Genomic DNA, 18,737 nt, shown 5'->3' with positions numbered 1-18,737 from the left:
GGCTCTCGCAGTGAGGAAACGGTGAGAAACGCTATCCCAGCAGGGAGAGCACGTTGGCGATCTTGTTGTCGAGTTCGGCCCACTCGGCGGCAGGCTCCGAGCCCGCCACTATGCCGGCACCGGCAAACAGGCTGATGCGCTGCTCCCTGATCCGGGCGCTGCGAATGGCGACCGCAAACTCCGAGGTTTCCCGGCTCAGCATGCCGCAGGCACCGGCATACCAGCCGCGATCATAGGGTTCGAACTCGCGGATGAAGGCGAGCGCCGCCTCCCGCGGGGCGCCGCCCACGGCGGGGGTGGGGTGCAGCGCGGCCAGCAGCTGCCAGTCGCACACGCCGGGCTTGAGCTCGGCCTCGATGTCGCACTTGAGGTGCTGCAGCAGCCGCAGTTTCAGGATGCGCGGCTCGGTCAGGGTGGCATCGGTGGTGAGGGGGGCCAGACGGTTGAGAATGTCGGCGTGGACCAGCCGGTTCTCCAGCCGGTTCTTGTTGTCGGCCAGCAGCTCGGCGGCCAGGGCCGCGTCGGTCGCTTCGTCGCCGGAGCGGCGAATGGTGCCCGCCAGCGCCTCGGTGAAGAGGTGGCCGCGCTCCCGGCGGTAGAGGCGTTCGGGGGAGCAGGAGATGAAGCTCTGCTCGGGGGAGAACTGGAAGCCGAAGTGGAAGCACTCCTGGGCCAGGCTCGCCCATTGGGTCAGCAGGGACCAGGGGCAGAGGGGGGCCTCCTTCTGCTCGCTTTCGAGCAGGCTCTCCCGCGACAGCACCACCTTGGGGGTGCGGGCCTGGAAGCCGGGATCCGTCACCCGCGCTACCAGGGTCTGCCACTGGGCCTGGCCCGGCACATCCCGGCGCTGCCATGGCCGCTTCTGCAGCACAGGCAGGGGGGCCTCAGGTTGCAGCGCATCCAGGGCGGACTCGGCCGCCTGCAGCTCGGCCTCGAACTCGGCGCCGTGGGCCGGGTCGGGCAGCCAGAGGTTGAGGCACAGGCTGGTGCACTCCCCCCGGCGCACCAGCTCGACGCGGGGCAGCACGAAGCGGCAGGGGCCAAAACCCTGCCAGCCCGGCTGATCCGGGTCGAACGCCAGGCCGCCGTAATAGCGCGGGCTGTCTTCGCTGCCGGCGGCGGCGAGATCGCAGACCCGCTGGATCTCTTCCGGGCGGGTCAGCTCATGGATGGCGCCGAGCGCGACATACTCCGGGCTCTGCTGCCCTCTGGCCTGCCAATAGATACGGGGGTAGAGCGTCTGGGCCGCCAGCCAGCCCGGGAAGGCGTCGACGCTGGCCGCCACGCGCAGGCGCACGAAACCGCTGACATTGCTGTGACGCAGGGCGTCCAGTTGTTGCTTGAGATGGGTCTGAGCCAACATGGATGTCTTGTCTGAGCCGGATAGTCGCGCTCGCTCTGGGGGAGGATGGCGCAGGTTGATGCCAAAGGGCGATGATTTCCTATATATTATCTGCCCATTCTTCCATGTAAATTGCCCGAGGGAGCCCAGCCCCCACGGAGCCAAGTATACCTAAATCCGGTTCGATAACCCTTAACACGATCAATATCCGATCGTTTGGCCATCACAATATGACTAATACCCTCTCTGTTTGGTTGCTGGCGGCGCGTTTGCGAACTTTGCCCCTGGCGTGCTCCTCCATTCTGCTGGGCTCGGGGCTCGCAGCCAGTCGGGGTGCCTTCGATGGCACCATCATGGGTCTCTCTCTGCTGACCGCCATCCTGCTGCAGATCCTCTCCAACCTGGCCAACGACTACGGGGATGCGGTCTCCGGTGCCGACAACGGGGAGCGGATCGGCCCCCAGCGTGCCGTGGTCTCCGGTCTCATTACCAAGCATCAGATGTGCGTGGCCATGGGGCTGACCGCCCTGGCGGCCGTGGTGAGCGGACTGGCCCTGCTGGCCTGCGCGTTTGGCGAGGAGTGGCGGCAGATCCTGGCCTTCATCCTGCTGGGGGGCGCGGCCATCGTCGCGGCCATCACCTACACAGTGGGCAAGACCCCCTACGGCTATCGCGGTTTCGGGGATATCTCGGTGTTCCTTTTCTTCGGCCTGCTGGGGGTGCTCGGCTCCTACTACCTCTTCACCCATAGCCTGGAGTGGGACCTGCTGCTGCCAGCCACCGCCTGCGGTCTGCTGGCCACCGCCGTGCTCAACATCAACAACGTGCGCGACATCGAGACCGATGCCGCCAGCGGCAAGATCACCCTGGCGGTGCGCCTGGGTCGCAACCGCGCCATCGCCTATCACTGGGTCCTGCTGGGGGCGGCGCTGCTGGTCACCATCGCCTTCATCCTGACCCAGCCCGCCAGCGTCTGGCCCTGGATCTTCCTGCCCGCCATGAAGCCGCTGACCGATGCGGCCAGGACCCTGCGAGAGAGTTTCGATGGTGAGGTGCTGACAGGTGCTCTCAAGAAGACCGCCATCAGCGCCTTCCTCTACAGCCTGCTGCTCTCCATCGGGCTGGCGCTCTCCTGAGTCGCGGCCTTGTTTGGCAATGAAAAAAGGCTCCCGCAGGGGAGCCTTTTTGCTGGCGGGTGCGTCAGGTTGCGTTAACCCTGGCCTGCGACTAGCTGGCCCGTGCCAGTCGGGAGGCCCGACGGCGAGCGAAGAGCAGGCTGTCCAGCAGCCAGATCACCAGCATGGAGCCGCCCACCAGCGGGAAGCAGATCCCGAGCACCACCAGCACGGCGATGGCACCGCCCATGGGGGGCAGGGTTGCCGGCAGGGGCGGGGCGGCGAGGCGGCCGCTGGGGCGGCGGCGCCACCAGATCCAGAGCCCGCTCACCGAGCTGGCCAGTATCATCAGGCAGATGATCAGCATGACGAGCTGGTGGGGCCAGCCATACATCTTGCCCATGTGCAGCATGACGCCTGTCTCCACCGTCTTGGCGACCGGGCTGTAATCCTGCCAGCGCACGTCGGCCAGCACCTCGCCGCTGTACTGGTCGATGTGCAGGGTGGCGTCGTTGCGCGGATCGTCGGCAAAGATGGCGATGGTGTAGACGCCGGTGTCTCCGGCGGGCGGGGTGATGCTGTAGCCCGGGCTGACCCTACGCTCGGTGGCGATGTCAACTACCCGTTGCAGCGGAATGCGGTGGCTGGCCATGACCATGCCCTCGTGTCCGCCGCCATGGTCCATGGCGCTGTGATCATGGCTCTCTGGCTGGGGTTGCGAGCTCGGCATGGGCAGGGTCTCGGTCCCCCAGGGCAGGGTCTGCTCGTGGGCGTGGTTGAGGCTGCGGCCGAGGAGGGCCGACTTGGGCACCTCGTTCCACATGGCGGCGGGGAAACGGTTCCACAGGTCGGCGAACTGGCTGCCCCAGAAGCCGGTCCAGGTCATGCCGCTCAAGAGCAGCAGCAGCAGGAAACCCGCCCCCCAGAAGCCGACCACGGCGTGCAGATCGCGCCACCAGAGGCGACCGTGCTGGCTGCGGCGCGGCCAGAGGATGCCACCCATCCCCGGCCCCTTGCGGGGCCACCAGAGATAGAGCCCGCTGATGAGCAGCACGATACCCCAGCCGGCGGCGAGTTCGATCAGGCGATCCCCCGTGGTGCCGAGCATCAGCTCCGCGTGCAGGGCGCGGGCCACCGCCTGCAGATTCCACTTGTTGTCCATGGTGCCGAGCAGGGCGCCGGTGGCCGGATCCAGGAAGAGGGTCAGCTCCTGGCCGTCCCGCATGACGATGAGCTGGGCGCTCGCGTCCTCCGCCGCCGGGGGCAGATATTTGCGCAGGCTGGCGTCCGGCATGGCGATCTGCGCCTTGGCCAGGAGCGCATCGGCACTCAGGGAGCGGGTCGCGGGCGTCACCTTCATCAGCTCGGGATACATGAGGTTGTCCAGCTGGGGTTTGTACAGATAGACGATGCCGGTGAGGGAGAGCAGGATCAGGAAGGGGGCGACGAAGAGGCCGGCATAGAAATGCCAGCGCCAGATCCTTTGGTAGCAGGCGGTGTCTTGGTGCTTCATCGTGGGTCCCCGGGTGGATGCCAAAAGGTTTCAGTTGGTGGAATGTTTTGAGTCGGCGCGGATGATAGCAGCAACGTTTTGTTAACTGCAACCGCACGAATGGGCCGATATGGGTCCTTAAATGTTGCCGGGTTGCGGTGTTCCGCGAGGGATGACGACCGGTTTTCGCCGGGGCAAGGGCGGGGGCCCTGACCCTATATCCTTACCTCGCTGCCACATTGGAGGCGGTATCGCGAGGCGAGGATCCAGGACGGAAGGGAGGCTTGGGGTAGTGTCGGGATGCGATCCCTTCGGAGCGCGTTATTCGAGCCTGATAAACCACTTGTCCCGTTCGTCGAGGCAGTCGGGCTCCCCCATCTCGAACTCGCGGCAGATGAGGGGGCGAACCTCGTAGATGCGGCACATCATGGTGTTGCGGTCGAGCGCCGCGCACCAGCCATCCTCCAGCCGGTGCATCACCGGCACCTCTCCCTCTCGCTCTTCCACATAGCGATCCGGCACGCCGGTATCGGTAAACAGCATCACCTCGAGGCGGCAGCAGCAGGCCTCGCAGTTCTGGCAGCTGACATCGGTCTGGGTTGCTTGGCTCATGGCACCTGTCTTGCCGCAGGGCGGCATCGAACTATATGAAACAGGCGCCTGTCAGGCGCCTGTGGTCTGGATCCGGGGATGTTGAAAACCTTAGCCCAGTTTGCGGGCACGGTAGCTGCGCCCCTTGATCTTGCCTTCCTGCAGCCGCTTGAGCGCCGCCTTGGCGACGCCCTGCTTGACCGCGACGTAGGAGTACTGCTCGGCGATCTGGATCTTGCCCACCTCGCTACCGGCAATGCCGCCCTCGCCGGTCAGGGCGCCCAGGATGTCGCCCGCTCGCACCTTGGTCTTGCGGCCCGCATCGATGGAGAGGGTCACCATCTGCGGGGCAATCGGCTTGACGGTGCGGCCGATGGCGTCGAGATCCCCCAGGGGCATAGGGGCCCGCTGGTACTCCTCGATGAGGTTGACGCGCTGGGCTTCATTGGGCTGATAGAGACTCAGGGCCAGACCCTGCTGACCGGCGCGGCCGGTGCGGCCGATGCGGTGCACGTGCACCTCGGGGTCATAGGTGAGCTCGTAGTTGATGACGGCACCCAGCTCCTTGATGTCGAGGCCGCGGGCCGCCACGTCGGTGGCCACCAGTATGGTGGCGCTGCCGTTGGCAAAGCGCACCAGCACCTGATCCCGCTCCCGCTGCTCCAGATCGCCGTTCAGCGCCAGGGCCGAGAAGCCCTTGGCCGCCAGATGGTCGGCCACGTCGCTGCAGGCACGCTTGGTGTTGCAGAACACCACGCAGGAGGCGGGTTGATGGTGGCTCAGCAACCAGGTGAGGGCGTCGAGGCGCTGACCGGCCGGCACTTCGTAGAGCTTCTGTTCGATGGCGCTCTCCTCGTGCAGGGACTCCACGCTCACCTCGACCGGGTTGCGCTGCACGCCGCGGCTCATCCTGGCGATCCCCTCCGGGTAGGTGGCGGAGAAGAGCAGGGTCTGACGCTCGTGCGGGGCATAGCCGATGACCCGGTTGATGTCTTCGCCAAAGCCCATGTCCAGCATGCGATCCGCCTCGTCCAGCACCAGCGTCTTGAGGCAATCCAGATCCAGGGTGCCCTGCTCCAGATGCTTGAGCACCCGGCCCGGCGTGCCGACGGCGATGTGGGCGCCGAAGCTCAGGGTGGCGGACTGGGGGGCGGTCGGTGTGCCGCCGCACAGGGTCACCAGCTTGACGTTCGGCAGGGTGCGGGCCAGCCGACGGATCTCGGTGGCCACCTGATCCGCCAGCTCGCGGGTCGGGCAGAGCACCAGTGCCTGTACCTCGAGCCGGTTGACGTCGAGGTGGGAGAGCAGGCCGAGGCCGAAGGCGGCGGTCTTGCCGCTGCCGGTTTTTGCCTTGGCGATCAGATCTTTGCCATCGAGAACCAGGGGCAGGCTCTGGGCCTGGATCGGGGTCATCTGCAGATAGCCCAGGCTGGCGAGGTTCTCTTGCAGGGCGGGGGAGAGGTTCAGGCTGCTAAATTCACTGTTGTTCACAAAAGGACTCTATTTCACTGAAAACGGGGTGCGCGGCGCGCAAGGGGGCGCATCATACCAGAATGTGGCGCTCGATGTGGCGGAAAATTGAGCTGTTGTCCGTGAGGTACCGGGAGGGTGCCATACCATCTCCCGACATGGGGGCTGGTCATGGGACTGCACCGTATGACAACCATCCTGCCGGAATCATTATTTCCCGGAGAGAAAACGTTTTTAATTAGACGCAAGACGCGGGGCAGTGAATAAGATGGGTTTTATATTCTTGTATCATGATGTCGAGAAAAAACGTTTGCTGATGCAAGTGGGCATGATGTGACATTATATAATTGTTTTTTAACAAGTTTTATAACTAGTGAAAAATGATTAATAACGCTGGAAAGGGGAATTAATTTAAAAACGTTTGTATTATCTAGGATGCATATTTTTACTGCGGATTGTGATGGCCATCTGATTTTTAAATATGCAGTTATTTATGATGGCGCCAGTCAAAAATTATCACTTACTCAGGTGCTACTGGTATGGAATACGTTCACTTTGTGCTCGGACTCGTGATGGTCCTCGCTCTGGCGTTGCTGGCAAACCGCCGCAACTGGAAACAGATCAAGCTGCGCTACATCGGCCAACTGTTGGTGGTCGAGCTGGCGCTGGCCTGGTTCATGCTGAACTCCGAAGTGGGTCTGGCCGTCATCGGTGGCTTTGCCGCCGGCTTCACCAAGCTGATGGAGTTTGCCAAGCAGGGGACCGACTTCGTGTTCGGCGGTCTGATGAATGAGGGGGCCTTCTCCTTCTTCCTGATGGTGCTGATGCCCATCGTCTTCATCTCCGTGCTGATCGGCATACTGCAGTACATCCGCCTGCTGCCCATCGTCATTCGCGGCATCGGCACCGTGCTGGCCAAGATCAACGGCATGGGCAAGCTGGAGTCCTTCAACGCCATCAGCTCCATGATCGTCGGCCAGTCCGAGAACTTCATCGCCCTCAAGAACATACTGCCGCACCTCAACGAGAAGCAGATGTACACCCTGGCGGCGACCGCCATGTCCACCGTCTCCATGTCCATCGTCGGTGCCTACATGCAGATGATCGAGCCGCGTTACGTGGTGGCGGCCCTGGTGCTCAACATGTTCAGCACCTTCATCGTGCTCTCCCTCATCAACCCCTACGAGCCGGACAATACCGTGACCGACGCCAAGGCGCTGGCCGAAGGTGACGAGCACCACACCCCGAAGCAGGAGAACTTCTTCGAGATGCTGGGGGAATACATCATGGCCGGTTTCACCGTGGCGGTCATCGTCGGTGCCATGCTGGTGGGCTTCATCGCCCTGATCGCCCTCATCAACTTCCTGTTCGAGGCGGCATTTGGCGTCAACTTCCAGCACGTCATGGGCTATATCTTCTACCCCATCGCCTGGATCCTGGGCATCCCGAGCGGTGAGGCGCTGCAGGCCGGCTCCATCATGGCGACCAAGCTGGTGACCAACGAGTTCGTGGCCATGATGGATCTCGGCAAGGTTGCCGCCGAGCTCTCCCCCCGCACCGTCGGCATGCTCTCCATCTTCATGGTGTCGTTCGCCAACTTTAGTTCCATCGGCATCATCGCCGGTGCAGTGAAGGCGCTGAACGAAGAGAAGGGCAACATGGTCTCCCGCTTCGGTCTGAAGCTGGTCTACGGCTCCACCCTGGTGAGCCTGCTCTCCGCCGTCATTGCCGGCGTGATGATCTGATTGGTCCGCCCGCATTTGCGGTGACAAGCCCCTGCCCCGGCAGGGGCTTGTTTTTTTGCGTCTGGCGGTCACAGGCCGCAAGCAAGGGACTGGCCCTGTCAGACCCTGTATGCAGGGGTCAGAGCTTGCCTCTGACCAGCCACTTGTCCAGCGCATTGGCGAAGCGCTGCTTGTCGGCGGCGTTGAGGGGCGCGGGGCCACCGGTCTGAACCCCGGCGGAGCGCAGCTCCTCCATGAAGTTGCGCATGCCGAGGCGCGCCTTGATGGTTTCGCGGGTGTAGATCTCGCCGCGGGGGTTGAGCGCCTCGCCACCGGCATCGATGACCCAGGAGGCGAGGGGGATGTCGCCGGTGATCACCAGATCGCCGGGTTTGACCTGCTGGGCGATGACATGATCCGCCACATCGAATCCCTTCTCCACCTGCTGGGTCTTGATGAAGGGGGAGGGGGGGACTCTGAGCCCCTGGTTGGCTACCAGGGTGGTCACCACCTGGGCGCGGTGGGCGGCGCGGTAGAGGATCTCCTTGACCGGAATGGGGCAGGCATCGGCATCGACCCAGATGGGCATGGCATGGCTTCCTGTGACTGAAACGGGGTTGCATGTTAGCACGGCCGGCGCGGGGCGGCTGCCCCGGGGCTGAGTCGACCGCGGCTTTGGTGTAAGCTCTGGGCCAACAACCATGATGAGAAGGACGTGTGGATGGATCGGGTGCCCAGTGATGTGATTTATGGCCTGACCCTGGATGGCAAGGGGGGGATGACTCCGCTGGCCGCAGGGAGCGAGATCCCGGGAGCCCGGCCCAGCTGGCTGCATCTGGACTACGGCAATCCTGAGGCGGCGCGCTGGCTGCTGCAGACCCCCTTGCTGGGAGACGCGGCGCGGGAGGCCCTGCTCGGCCAGAGCAACAGACCCAAGCTGGTGCGGATGGGGGAGACGGTGCTGCTGATCCTGCGGGGCATCAACCACAACAAGGATCACCGCCCCGAAGAGATGGTGGCGCTGCGCATCTACATCACCCCGGATCTCATCATCAGCAGCCGCCGCCGGCCGCTGTTGTCGGAAAAAGATGTCTTCGAGCAGCTGAAGCTGGGGGGCGGTGCTGACTCTCCGGCCGACTGGCTGGTGGAGATCTGCGACGCCCTGACCGACCGGGCCGGGGAGTTCGTCGAGGAGCTGCACGATCAGATCCTGGATCTGGAGGAGATGGTGCTGATGCGTGATCTGCCCCCCAATGGCCGTCTGGCAAGGATCCGCAAGCAACTCATCATGATCCGCCGCTACCTCTCCCCCCAGCGGGATCTGGTGGCGCGTCTGGCCAACGAGAAGATTAGCTGGCTGGACGAGGACGACAGGCGCCGTCTGCTGGACATCGCCGACCGGCTGCGGCGCTGGCTCGACGATCTGGATGCCGGCGTGGCGCGCACCGCCGTGCTGGCGGACGAGATCAACAACCTGATGGCCGAGGCGACCAACCGCCGTGCCTACCAGATGTCGGTGATGGCGCTGCTGTTCCTGCCCGCCAGCTTCCTGACGGGCCTGTTTGGCATCAACCTGGGGGGGATCCCCGGGGCGGAGAGCCCGACCGCCTTCTGGGTCTTCTGCGGATCCCTGCTGGCGCTGGCGACCGGGCTGGCGGTCTGGCTCAAGCACAGGCGCTGGTGGTAAGGAGCCGACATGACGACATGGGAATCTTTTGGCGTGACTCTGGTTCTGCTGCTGGGGCACACCCTGATCCGCGGGTTGATTCACAAGAGCCTGATGGCCCTCGGCCAGAGCCGGCAGGTGAGCGAGAACCGGGTGCTCTACGTGGAGCACGTGTTCCATTTCCTGCTCGGCTGCGCCACCCTGCTGATCCTGGCCGGGGTGTGGGGGCTCGACTTCTCCCGGCTGGTGGTGCTCGCCTCCTCCTTCTTCGCGGTGCTGGGGGTGGCCATGGTGGCCCAGTGGTCCATCCTCTCCAACATCACCGCCAGCATCACCATCTTCTTCGCCTTCCCCTACCGGATTGGCGATCGCATCCGTATCCTCGACAAGGATGACTCGGTGACCGGCGTCATCACCGAGATCGGCCTCTTCTACGTGCGGGTGCGCGATGACAACGGCGATCTGGTCACCTATCCGGCCAACCTGATCCTGCAAAAACCGGTAAGGCGGCTGGAGGGCAAGGAGCCTGAGCCCCTGTCCCCGGAATAAGAAAGCGGAATGAAAAAAGGCTCCCTCGGGAGCCTTTTTGCTGAGCAGACACTCAACGTTCGAAGAAGCGGTAGAGATGCTCGACCTGGATGGGACAATCGGCCACGAGGTGGATGTGGTCACGAGCCTCTTCGGTGGAAGAAAAACTCATCGGGCATCCCAGGGTATCCGTCATCACGTAGAGATGGCCGTCCAGCCCCCGAAACTCCACTATCCAGCCGGGCGCGATGACGTCGTGCATGATCTCCGCTTCCTTGAACCTGTGTTGCTGGTGAAGCGTGCGCAATTCGCTGACTGTCATGACATCCTCCTATGACTCATGGCGCACCCTCAAGTCTAGTCGTCAGCCTCCGTCATCCGCAAAGCGGGGATCAATCCGTCGTCGGCGTCTCCCGCGGGGGCTGCAAGGCGATGAGCAGCTCACCGGCCAGCGGCGAGACGGGACCGGTGACGACCCTGGGTTTGCCCCTGGCATCCAGCACGAACAGGGGGATGGCGCCCGGATTGGCCTCCTGATAGCGATCCCAGTCAAAGGCCTCGCTCAACCGGGTTGCCTTGATCTGGCCGCCCCGGCCCAGCAGGCCGCTCAGGCGGGCGAAGTTCATGTCGGGGCCGAACAGGTTCTGGCGGGCGCGGAAGGTGGCGCTCTCCCGGTTCGCCTTGCCGTGCTGCTCGCTGGATCGCAGGGAATGGACCCGCTCCTCGCCGTAGAGGTGGGCGAAGTGCAACACGCCGAGGGCGTTGTTGTGGCGGTTGGGGGAGACGGCGAGCACTGTGCTGATGCTGGTGAGGGGCAGGTGCAGCTCGGCGTGCTCCGACTGCGGGTTGCCGAAATAGCAGGGCAGGCCGCTCATGCGGGCCAGCTTGCAATGCTCCCAGGCGGGATCGGAGAGATGGACGGGGATGCCCTGATCCGCCAGCGCCTTGCCGATGGCCCGCGCCACCGAGTTGGCGCCGATCAGCAGCCAGATATTGGGGGCACTCTGGCGCATGCCGAGCAACCTGGCGAGGGGGGTCGCCGTCAGGCTCTGCAGCACCACGGTGAAGATGATGACGGCAAACACCAGGGGCACCAGCTTGTCGGCATCCGCAATGCCGGCCTCGTGCATGCTGATGGCGAAGGAGGCGCTGACCGCCGCGGCCACTATGCCGCGGGGGGCTATCCAGGCCAGCAGGGCGCGCGCCCGCCAGGGGAGGTCCGAGCCCCAGGTAGAGAGCAGGATGCCGAGGGGGCGGGCCACGAACTGCACCACGCACAACAGTACCAGCACCATGGGGCCGAGCTGCCAGAGCTGGGCCAGATCGAGGCGGGCCGCCAGCAGGACGAAGAGGGAAGAGATTAGGATGACGGCGAGATCCTCCTTGAAGGCCAGCACCTCCTCCAGGTCCAGCCCCTCCTGATTGGCGAGCCAGATGCCGAACACGGTGACCGCCAGCAGACCGGACTCATGACTGAGCCAGTTGGAGAGGGTGAAGGTGACCAGCACCAGGGCCAGCACCCCAAACTTGTGCAGGCTGACCGGCAGCCAGTCCTTGCGAATGAGCAGGGTGGTGAGCCATCCCGCCGCTATCCCGATGAGGGAGCCCACCCCCACCGTCTTGGCCAGGGCCAGCAGGGTGTGATCGATAAGATTCCCCTGGCTGCCGAGGCGCACCGCCTCGAACACCAGTACCGCAAACAGTGCGCCGATAGGGTCGATGACGATCCCCTCCCAGCGCAGGATCTTGTCCACCTCCCGCACCGGCCGGATCACGTTGAGCATGGGGGCGATCACCGTGGGGCCGGTGACCACCAGCACGGCGCCGAGCACCATGGCGACCCGCCAGTCCAGTCCCAGCAAGAAGTAGCTGGCCCCGCCAATCACCGCGAAGCTGACCAGCATGCCGGTGGAGCAGAGGTTGCGCACCACCTTGCCGATCCCCTTGAGCTCTGCCAGGTGCAGGGTCAGTGCCCCCTCAAACAGGATGATGGCGACCGACAACGACACCAGCGGGAACAGCAGGTCGCCGAGCAGGGCATCCGGGTCGAGCAGGCCGGTGACCGGACCGAGCAAGAGGCCGCTCAGCAGCAGAAACAGAATGGCGGGAACGCGCAGCGACCAGGCTAGCCACTGGGCCAACAGGGAGATCAGGGCGATCCCGGCGAGGGAGAGTGCAATCATGCCAACCTCGAGCAGATGATGGGGTTGGGAGTAGTGTAGCGGGGAAGCGGGGCACATTGACACCCGCCAGCAGGGGACTCAGCGCGCAGGCCTGATCAGATGGGGCTCTCTTTGTGGAGTTCGGTGACGCAGTCGGTCACCGCCAGCACCAGGGCGGAGCGCACCATCTGATCGAGCCGGTTGAGTTGCATCTGGTAGAGGGGCCAGTCTTCCTCGTTGGCCGGGGGATCCTGCGGCATCATGCTGGCCTGATTGATGGCATTCAGGCGTTCGAGCAGATCGCGGATCGGCTTGTCACTGAAGCGGTAATCCTTGGGATCGCGCACCAGAAAATCGCGGATCTTCAGGTAGGCCTCGAGATCCTGATAGCACTCGAGGGAGATGAGGCCGAGGGCGAAGATGAGCTTGAGGCGCACCTCCAGCTGGCCGAGGGGGCCGCTCTGGTTGAGCAGGGGTTCGATGGCGTATTTGACGGCATACTCCTCCTGGCGAAAGGCTCGTCGCATCAGGGAGTCGACCGCCTCTTCCAGGATGGTCACGACCTCGAGAAAGAAGCCACGGGGGCCATCCTGCTCGTTCAGTCGTTCCAGTACTTCATCTTCCTGGTGTGTGGTCATAAGTGCATTGGGTCCAGCTGACAGGGAGAGAGCCGGCCTCTCTCCCGGTTTTTATCGTATGAGGCGCTTCACGTGTCAGCCTGTCGGGGCCGGCGGCAGTGAAGGCGCCTCATCGGGTCACTTCAGGTTGTTGTAACGGGCGACTATGGTACGGACGATGTCGCTGTCCTCCTCCAGACCGGTCACCTTTGCCAGGGCCCGAGCCGGGCCCAGCTCCGCCAGCAGGGCCTGCAGCTCCACCGCCTGGGGATCATCGGCGTTGCGGTAGTGCAGCGCCGCGGCGATGCCCTCCTGCAGATGATCGCTCGGCAGACCGTACTCCAGGGTGCCCAGCAGCGGCTTCACCAGCCTGTCCCCCGCCGCCAGCTTGCGCAGCGGCTGGCGACCGACCCGGTCAATCTCGTCCACCAGATAGGGGTTGGCGAAACGGGCCAGGATCTTCTCGATGTAGGCGGCGTGCAGGCGCGGGTCGAAGCCGTAGCGCTTGACCAGCACGGCCCCGCTCTCTTCCATGGCGCGGCGCACCTTGCTGCGGATCACCGGATCCTCGATCGCCTCGCGCACGGTGTGATAGCCCCTGAGCTTGCCCAGGTAGGCGGTGACGATATGACCCGTGTTGAGGGTGAACAGCTTGCGCTCGACGAAGGCCATCAGGTTGTCTGTGGTCTCCATGCCCGCCACCTGGGGCAGCTCCCCCTTGAACTGGGTCTTGTCGACGATCCACTCGCTGAAGCTCTCTACCGTCACCTCCAGCGGGTCGTCGTTTGCCGCTGCCGTGGGCGGGACGATGCGGTCCACCGCCGAGTCGACAAAGCCGACGCACTGCTCGAGGGTGGCATGATACGCGACCGGCAGGTACTTGAGTACCTCCTCCTTGAGGTGGCTGGTGCCGCGTACCATGTTCTCGCAGGCGATGATGTTGAGCGGCGTCAGGTTGCCGGCATCGAAGCGGGCCTGCAGCCCCTTGGCCAGGGTGCTGGCAATCTTGTCCAGGATGTTGGGGCCGACCGCCGTGGTCACCAGATCGGCGGTGATGATGCGGGCGATCACCTCGTGGCCGGCGGAGCTGACGGCGGCGACGTTGCGCACCACGTCCAGCTTCTGATCCGTGCCCACCACGTGCACCTTGTACTCCTGCCGGTGGTTGAGCTGATCGATCAGGGTCTCGTTGACGTCGGCGAAGGTGACCTGGTGGCTGGCGTCAGCCAGCAGTTTGCCGATGAAGCCACGACCGATATTGCCGGCACCAAAATGCAATGTTTTCATGATATTAACCTCTATAACCAAAGACGATGAAGGATGATCAGGCGGCCTGCTCGGCGCCCAGCAAGTCCAGGAACTCCTGGGGATCCTGGGTGCTGGCCAGCCGGTCGATGAGACCGGGCTCATCCAGTGCATTGGTCAGTCGGGTTATTACCTGAATGTGCTCGTCATTGCGGGCGGCGATGCCGATCACCAGGCGTGCGACCTCGTCCGCCGCCTCGCCGAACGGCACGCCGGCCGGATACTGGCAGATGACGATGCCGGTGCGCTTGACGTGCTCTTTGGCGGCGATGGTGCCGTGGGGCACGGCGATGGACTCGCCGAGGTAGGTGGAGACCAGTTTCTCCCGTTCCAGCATGGCGTTGACGTAGTCCGGTGCCACATAGCCCCGCTCGGCCAGCAGTTTGCCGGCGGTGAGGATGGCGGCTTCCTTGTTGTCGGCCTTGAGGCCCAGGTGGACGTCCTGCAGGCTCAGGGTGAAGACTTCCGGCTCCTGCTGTTCGTAGCTGTCATCGTTGGCTGCTACCAGCAGCTGCGGGTTGGCCACGTCGTCGTTGGCCGCATTGGCCATGCTGAGGTTCATCACCAGCTCCTGGTAGAGCTCGTTGTCGAGGAAGTTGCTCAAGGAGATGTGCTGGGCGTGCGGCGCATGGCGACGGGCGCGGTCGGTCAGATCCTTGTGGGTGATGACCAGATCGACCTGATCGTCCAGGTTGTTGATGGCACGGTTGGTGACGCTGATGTTGAGGCCGGCGGCCTGCACCCGCTTGCGCAGCATGCCGGCGCCCATGGCGCTGGAGCCCATGCCGGCGTCGCAGGCGACCACGATGTTGCGCACTGCGGTCAGCTCGGCACCCGGCTTCTTGGCCGCTGTGGTCTCGGGTCTGGCCCCCTTCATGGCTTTCATCTTGCGAGTGGCTTCATCCAGGGCATCGGCCTCGTCGGCTTCCGGCTGCTGGGCGCGAACGAACACGGAGGCGACCAGGAAGGAGACGGTGGCAGAGGCGATGATGGAGAGCAGCACCCCGATCAGGGAGGCTTTCGGCGTCATCAGCAGCACAGCGAAGATGGATCCCGGGGAGGCGGGGGAGACCAGACCTGCGTTGAACAGGGTCAGGGTGAAGACCCCGGTCATGCCGCCAGCGATCACCGCCAGGATGAGGCGCGGATTCATCAGCACGTACGGGAAGTAGATCTCGTGGATGCCGCCGAAGAAGTGGATGATGGAGGCACCCGCCGCGGATTGCTTGGCATTGCCACGGCCGAACACAATGTAGGCCAGCAGCACGCCCAGACCCGGGCCCGGGTTGGCTTCAATCAGGAAGAAGATGGAGCGGCCCTGTTCGGTGGCCTGCTGGATCCCCAGCGGCGAGAAGATGCCGTGGTTGATGGCATTGTTCAGGAACAGGATCTTGGCCGGCTCGACGAAGATGGAGGTGAGCGGCAGCAAACCGTGGGCGACCAGGAAGTCGACGCCACCGGCCAGGGCACCGGAGAGCACCTTGACGAAGGGACCGATGACGAAGAAGGCGAGGATGGCACACAGCATGCCGATGATGCCGGCGGAGAAGTTGTTGACCAGCATCTCGAAGCCGCTCTTGACGCGACCTTCCATCGCCTGGTCGAAGCGCTTGATGGCCCAGCCACCCAGCGGGCCGACCATCATGGCGCCCATGAACATGGGGATGTCGGTCCCCACGATGACGCCCATGGTCGTGATGGCACCGACCACGGCACCGCGATCACCCCCGATCAGCTTGCCGCCGGTGTAGCCGATGAGCAGCGGCAGCAGGTAGGTGATCATGGGGCCGACCAGCTTGGCCAAGGTTTCGCTCGGCAGCCAGCCGGTGGGGATGAAGAGGGCGGTAATGAAGCCCCAGGCGATGAAGGCGCCTATGTTGGGCATGACCATATTGGACAGGAAGCGTCCAAAATTCTGTATCTTGACTTTGGTATCCGGTGATAACATGACGGCACCCCGTTTAAGCCTGTGTGATTGTAAGTGGTAGTCGGAATGGTCGGTTTTGCAGAACCCCATCCCTGTCGTCTAAGCAACTTCAATCTACCAGCTTGTGATCAAATTAGGCTGAAAACGGGGGGTATTGTGATCCGGATCTCGAATACCCCGATCCCCCCCCTCCCTTCATGGTGATGTAGATCACATCATTGCTCCGTATTTCGGCTACATTTCGTTCTCTTCTGTCGCGCAGACCCTATTTATGTGAAGTGGATCACCAATTGCGGTTTGCGCAAACCTTGTGTCAATGTGATTCACATCACATATATGAAATGTGTATTCATTTGATGCCTGTCTGGCGGTGGTGTGAACCAGGGTTTCAGCGATGGATTTTCGATTATTGCCTGTTAACAGCCGATGGATCTGGAAAGATGTAATTTACTTTCAGTTTTTCCGCTCCCACGACAGAGCAGCGTATGGGGCACCATCAGCCACCAAGGGGGAGGTGATACCCATGTGCTACTTCTCCGACCCGGAGGAGCGGGGGCTGGGATCTGCTCGCGTCGAGGGGACGTTACCGGGTATCCATCCCCGTTGTTTGCTGGTTGGAGAGGGCCGACACCGACAAGGGGAGCGAAACATGCCGGGCTGGTGGGGGTAGGGTCGTGCCCTGTGACTCCTTCCTTATGCTTTGACTGCCACCGGCACGCATAAAAAAGCCCGCATCATGCGGGCTTTTTTGGCGAAAAGGCGGGGTGGGATTATTCCGCCTTGGGAGCCTCGTCGGTCGGCGCTGCCACGGCATCGCTGGCCGGCGCCACCGGCGCCGGGCCCGGCACCAGCTCTACAGCCGGCTTGGCGATGAGGGAGCGGGTCTCTTCCACCGCCTCGGTCAGCTTCACCTCGATGATCTGGCCCAGTTCATAGACCACCTCGGTCTTGTCCAGATAGACGCGGCCGTTGTCCCAGTTGCACTCCAGCCGATCCTTGTTGTCCAGGATGTGGCGGGCGGGCATGAAGACCACGGCACCGTTCTCCTGCAGGCGCAGCTTGAGGCCGGCACGCATCACGTCGATGATCTCGGCGTTGAATACCTGATCGGTGCCGGCGGCCGCCTTCAGGTAGCGCACATAGAGCCAGTCGCCGATGTCGCGCTCCACCATGCGGTGCAGGCGGCGGCAGGCGGTCAGGTGCTCGGTGAGCTCCAGGCTCGGGCGCTCACCCGGGGTCTTGCCGGCGATGACGGCCTTGAGCAGGCGATGGTTGACCATGTCGCCGTATTTACGGATAGGGGAAGTCCAGGTGGCGTAGGCGTCCAGCCCCAGGCCGTAGTGGGCGCCCGGCTCGGCAGACATCAGGGCGTAGCTCTGGAAGCGGCGGATCTTGCCGTCCAGCCAGCGAGTATCCAGGTTGTCGATCCAGCGGCGCAGGGCGCAGAAGCCGGAGAGGCTGGCGATATCTTCCTTCTCGAAGGGGGCTTCGGCGCTCTTGAGCAGCTCGATGGCACCGTCGAGGGACTCCTCGTCAAAGCCGGTGTGGACGTTGAAGATACCGTAGCCGACGGTCTTGCCCAGCACGCGACCGGCGCAGATGTTGGCGGCGATCATCGACTCCTCCACCATGCGGTTGGCGATGCGGCGTGGCTCGACGTGGATGGCCAGCACTTCGCCGTTCTCGCCCAGCTCGAAGTCGTAGTCGGGGCGGTCCGGGAACACCAGGGCGTGCTCGGTACGCCACTTGATGCGCGCCTCCGTCATCGCCTTCATCAGGGGCAGCTGGGCCAGGACGCCGGCGTCGATGGCCAGCGCTTTGCCGTGCTCGGCCCAGTCGGAGACGTCGTCATAGCTGAGGCGGGCGTGGGAGTTGATGCGGGCGGCGAAGAACTCGGTCTCCTCCAGCAGCAGGCCGTCTTCGGCGATCAGCAGGCGGGCGCACAGGGTGTTGCGCTCCTCGCCCTCCTTCAGGGAGCAGAGCTCGTCGGAGAGGGTGCGCGGGATCATGGGCACGTTGCGGCCCGGCATGTAGACGGTGAAGGCGCGCTGGGCGGCCTCCTTGTCCAGCTCGCTGCCTTCGGCCACATAGGCGGTCGGGTCGGCGATGGCCACCAGCAGCTCCCAGCCGTTCTCCAGCTTGGTGATGGCCAGGGCATCGTCCATGTCCTTGGTCTTGGCGCCGTCGATGGTGAAGAAGGGGACCTGGGTCAGGTCGCGGCGGGGCAGCTCTTCCTCTTCGATCACCTTCCACTCAGGCAGATCCGCCGGCTCGACCTGGGCCAGATTGTGGCGTGCCAGCACCACCCACCAGGGCACGTTGTGGTCTTCCTGGGTGGCGATGAGCTGGGTGATCTCGGCGGAGAAGTTGCCGTCTGCCAGGGCGTGGCGCTTGAGGGTCGCAACCACCCAGTCCCCTTCCTTGAAGGATTTCTCGTCCAGACCCTTTTTGGCGCGGGCCTTGATGGCGTCCTTGATGAGGGGATGGTCCGGCACCACGTTGAGGCGGTCGCGGAACATCTTGACGCGGCCGACGAAGCGGGTGACCGCCTGCTCCAGCAGGGCATCCGGCTCGGCCACTTCCTTCTCTTTCTCGGTACGGATCAGGGCGCTCACCCGGTCACCGTGCATCACCTTCTTCATATAGGGAGGCGGCACGAAATAGCTGGTCTTCTCATCGACCTCCAGGAAGCCGAAGCCCCGATCGGAGGCGCGGATCACACCCTCTTTCTTGGGGATGTTTTCGCGGATTTGTTGTTTGAGCTGGGCCAGCAGCGGATTGTCTTGGAACATAAATGG

At 63.7% G+C, this 18,737-nt stretch carries 15 protein-coding genes; 4 read left to right on the top strand and 11 right to left on the bottom strand.

Annotation, left to right across the window (positions count from 1 at the left end):
- Window positions 1-31 precede the first annotated feature (31 nt).
- The gene (locus tag BN1136_RS18630) at window positions 32-1,363 is read right to left on the bottom strand and encodes an isochorismate synthase (protein ID WP_043757198.1); all 1,332 of its coding nucleotides are present in this window, start codon (window positions 1,361-1,363) and stop codon (window positions 32-34) included.
- Between the two features lie 209 nt (window positions 1,364-1,572).
- Here BN1136_RS18630 and BN1136_RS18625 point away from each other — a divergent pair, with 209 nt between their 5' ends.
- The gene (locus tag BN1136_RS18625) at window positions 1,573-2,478 is read left to right on the top strand and encodes a 1,4-dihydroxy-2-naphthoate polyprenyltransferase (RefSeq protein ID WP_043757202.1); all 906 of its coding nucleotides are present in this window, start codon (window positions 1,573-1,575) and stop codon (window positions 2,476-2,478) included.
- A 91-nt stretch (window positions 2,479-2,569) separates the two neighbouring features.
- On the opposite strand, the gene BN1136_RS18620 is transcribed toward BN1136_RS18625, so the two are convergent.
- The 3 genes from BN1136_RS18620 to dbpA all read right to left on the bottom strand — a co-directional run bounded on the left by BN1136_RS18620 (window position 2,570) and on the right by dbpA (window position 6,031).
- Window positions 2,570-3,970, bottom strand: a complete 1,401-nt coding sequence (locus tag BN1136_RS18620) for a PepSY-associated TM helix domain-containing protein (RefSeq protein ID WP_043757205.1) — start codon at window positions 3,968-3,970, stop codon at window positions 2,570-2,572.
- Between the two features lie 300 nt (window positions 3,971-4,270).
- The gene (locus BN1136_RS18615) at window positions 4,271-4,561 is read right to left on the bottom strand and encodes a YkgJ family cysteine cluster protein (RefSeq protein WP_043757207.1); all 291 of its coding nucleotides are present in this window, start codon (window positions 4,559-4,561) and stop codon (window positions 4,271-4,273) included.
- A 90-nt stretch (window positions 4,562-4,651) separates the two neighbouring features.
- Window positions 4,652-6,031, bottom strand: a complete 1,380-nt coding sequence (dbpA, locus tag BN1136_RS18610) for an ATP-dependent RNA helicase DbpA (RefSeq protein ID WP_043757210.1) — start codon at window positions 6,029-6,031, stop codon at window positions 4,652-4,654.
- A gap of 518 nt (window positions 6,032-6,549) precedes the next feature.
- Here dbpA and BN1136_RS18605 point away from each other — a divergent pair.
- Window positions 6,550-7,755 (top strand): NupC/NupG family nucleoside CNT transporter, encoded by a 1,206-nt coding sequence (locus BN1136_RS18605; RefSeq protein ID WP_043809040.1) that lies wholly within the window; start codon window positions 6,550-6,552, stop codon window positions 7,753-7,755.
- 118 nt (window positions 7,756-7,873) lie between these two features.
- On the opposite strand, the gene BN1136_RS18600 is transcribed toward BN1136_RS18605, so the two are convergent.
- Window positions 7,874-8,323, bottom strand: coding sequence for a YaiI/YqxD family protein (locus BN1136_RS18600; RefSeq protein WP_043757226.1), 450 nt, complete (start codon window positions 8,321-8,323; stop codon window positions 7,874-7,876).
- 132 nt (window positions 8,324-8,455) lie between these two features.
- Here BN1136_RS18600 and zntB point away from each other — a divergent pair, with 132 nt between their 5' ends.
- On the top strand, window positions 8,456-9,421 hold the full coding sequence (gene zntB / locus BN1136_RS18595) for a zinc transporter ZntB (RefSeq protein ID WP_043757227.1): 966 nt from the start codon (window positions 8,456-8,458) through the stop codon (window positions 9,419-9,421).
- A gap of 9 nt (window positions 9,422-9,430) precedes the next feature.
- Window positions 9,431-9,949 carry a mechanosensitive ion channel domain-containing protein gene (locus BN1136_RS18590; RefSeq protein WP_043757230.1) on the top strand — a complete coding sequence of 173 codons (519 nt, stop codon included), beginning with the start codon at window positions 9,431-9,433 and terminating at the stop codon, window positions 9,947-9,949.
- A 52-nt stretch (window positions 9,950-10,001) separates the two neighbouring features.
- Here the strand turns inward: BN1136_RS18590 and BN1136_RS18585 are convergent, their stop codons facing one another.
- The 6 genes from BN1136_RS18585 to BN1136_RS18560 all read right to left on the bottom strand — a co-directional run bounded on the left by BN1136_RS18585 (window position 10,002) and on the right by BN1136_RS18560 (window position 18,731).
- Window positions 10,002-10,250 (bottom strand): hypothetical protein, encoded by a 249-nt coding sequence (locus BN1136_RS18585; protein ID WP_043757232.1) that lies wholly within the window; start codon window positions 10,248-10,250, stop codon window positions 10,002-10,004.
- Between the two features lie 70 nt (window positions 10,251-10,320).
- A complete protein-coding gene (locus BN1136_RS18580) occupies window positions 10,321-12,111 on the bottom strand; it encodes a cation:proton antiporter (protein ID WP_043809038.1) in 1,791 nt (596 codons plus the stop codon).
- A 95-nt stretch (window positions 12,112-12,206) separates the two neighbouring features.
- Window positions 12,207-12,728: an MltR family transcriptional regulator gene (locus tag BN1136_RS18575; RefSeq protein WP_043764261.1), complete on the bottom strand. Its 522-nt coding sequence runs from the start codon at window positions 12,726-12,728 to the stop codon at window positions 12,207-12,209.
- Between the two features lie 117 nt (window positions 12,729-12,845).
- On the bottom strand, window positions 12,846-13,994 hold the full coding sequence (locus BN1136_RS18570; RefSeq protein WP_043809036.1) for a mannitol-1-phosphate 5-dehydrogenase: 1,149 nt from the start codon (window positions 13,992-13,994) through the stop codon (window positions 12,846-12,848).
- A 37-nt stretch (window positions 13,995-14,031) separates the two neighbouring features.
- Entirely contained in the window at window positions 14,032-15,960 is a 1,929-nt protein-coding gene (locus BN1136_RS18565) for a PTS mannitol transporter subunit IICBA (RefSeq protein ID WP_043757244.1), read from the bottom strand.
- Between the two features lie 749 nt (window positions 15,961-16,709).
- Window positions 16,710-18,731: an exoribonuclease II gene (locus tag BN1136_RS18560; RefSeq protein WP_043757246.1), complete on the bottom strand. Its 2,022-nt coding sequence runs from the start codon at window positions 18,729-18,731 to the stop codon at window positions 16,710-16,712.
- Window positions 18,732-18,737: the final 6 nt, after the last annotated feature.

Source organism: Aeromonas taiwanensis, assembly GCF_000820165.1.
Taxonomy (GTDB): Bacteria; Pseudomonadota; Gammaproteobacteria; order Enterobacterales; family Aeromonadaceae; genus Aeromonas; species Aeromonas taiwanensis.
This window is presented reverse-complemented; position numbering and strand designations above follow the sequence as displayed.

Excerpts from the sequence above, each read along its gene's own strand:
- BN1136_RS18630 (WP_043757198.1), bottom strand. The coding sequence starts at position 1,363 with ATGTTGGCTCAGACCCATCTCAAGCAACAACTGGACGCCCTGCGTCAC.
- BN1136_RS18625 (WP_043757202.1), top strand. The coding sequence starts at position 1,573 with ATGACTAATACCCTCTCTGTTTGGTTGCTGGCGGCGCGTTTGCGAACT.
- BN1136_RS18620 (WP_043757205.1), bottom strand. The coding sequence starts at position 3,970 with ATGAAGCACCAAGACACCGCCTGCTACCAAAGGATCTGGCGCTGGCAT.
- BN1136_RS18615 (WP_043757207.1), bottom strand. The coding sequence starts at position 4,561 with ATGAGCCAAGCAACCCAGACCGATGTCAGCTGCCAGAACTGCGAGGCC.
- BN1136_RS18605 (WP_043809040.1), top strand. The coding sequence starts at position 6,550 with ATGGAATACGTTCACTTTGTGCTCGGACTCGTGATGGTCCTCGCTCTG.
- BN1136_RS18600 (WP_043757226.1), bottom strand. The coding sequence starts at position 8,323 with ATGCCCATCTGGGTCGATGCCGATGCCTGCCCCATTCCGGTCAAGGAG.
- zntB (WP_043757227.1), top strand. The coding sequence starts at position 8,456 with ATGGATCGGGTGCCCAGTGATGTGATTTATGGCCTGACCCTGGATGGC.
- BN1136_RS18590 (WP_043757230.1), top strand. The coding sequence starts at position 9,431 with ATGACGACATGGGAATCTTTTGGCGTGACTCTGGTTCTGCTGCTGGGG.
- BN1136_RS18585 (WP_043757232.1), bottom strand. The coding sequence starts at position 10,250 with ATGACAGTCAGCGAATTGCGCACGCTTCACCAGCAACACAGGTTCAAG.
- BN1136_RS18580 (WP_043809038.1), bottom strand. The coding sequence starts at position 12,111 with ATGATTGCACTCTCCCTCGCCGGGATCGCCCTGATCTCCCTGTTGGCC.
- BN1136_RS18575 (WP_043764261.1), bottom strand. The coding sequence starts at position 12,728 with ATGACCACACACCAGGAAGATGAAGTACTGGAACGACTGAACGAGCAG.
- BN1136_RS18570 (WP_043809036.1), bottom strand. The coding sequence starts at position 13,994 with ATGAAAACATTGCATTTTGGTGCCGGCAATATCGGTCGTGGCTTCATC.
- BN1136_RS18565 (WP_043757244.1), bottom strand. The coding sequence starts at position 15,960 with ATGTTATCACCGGATACCAAAGTCAAGATACAGAATTTTGGACGCTTC.
- BN1136_RS18560 (WP_043757246.1), bottom strand. The coding sequence starts at position 18,731 with ATGTTCCAAGACAATCCGCTGCTGGCCCAGCTCAAACAACAAATCCGC.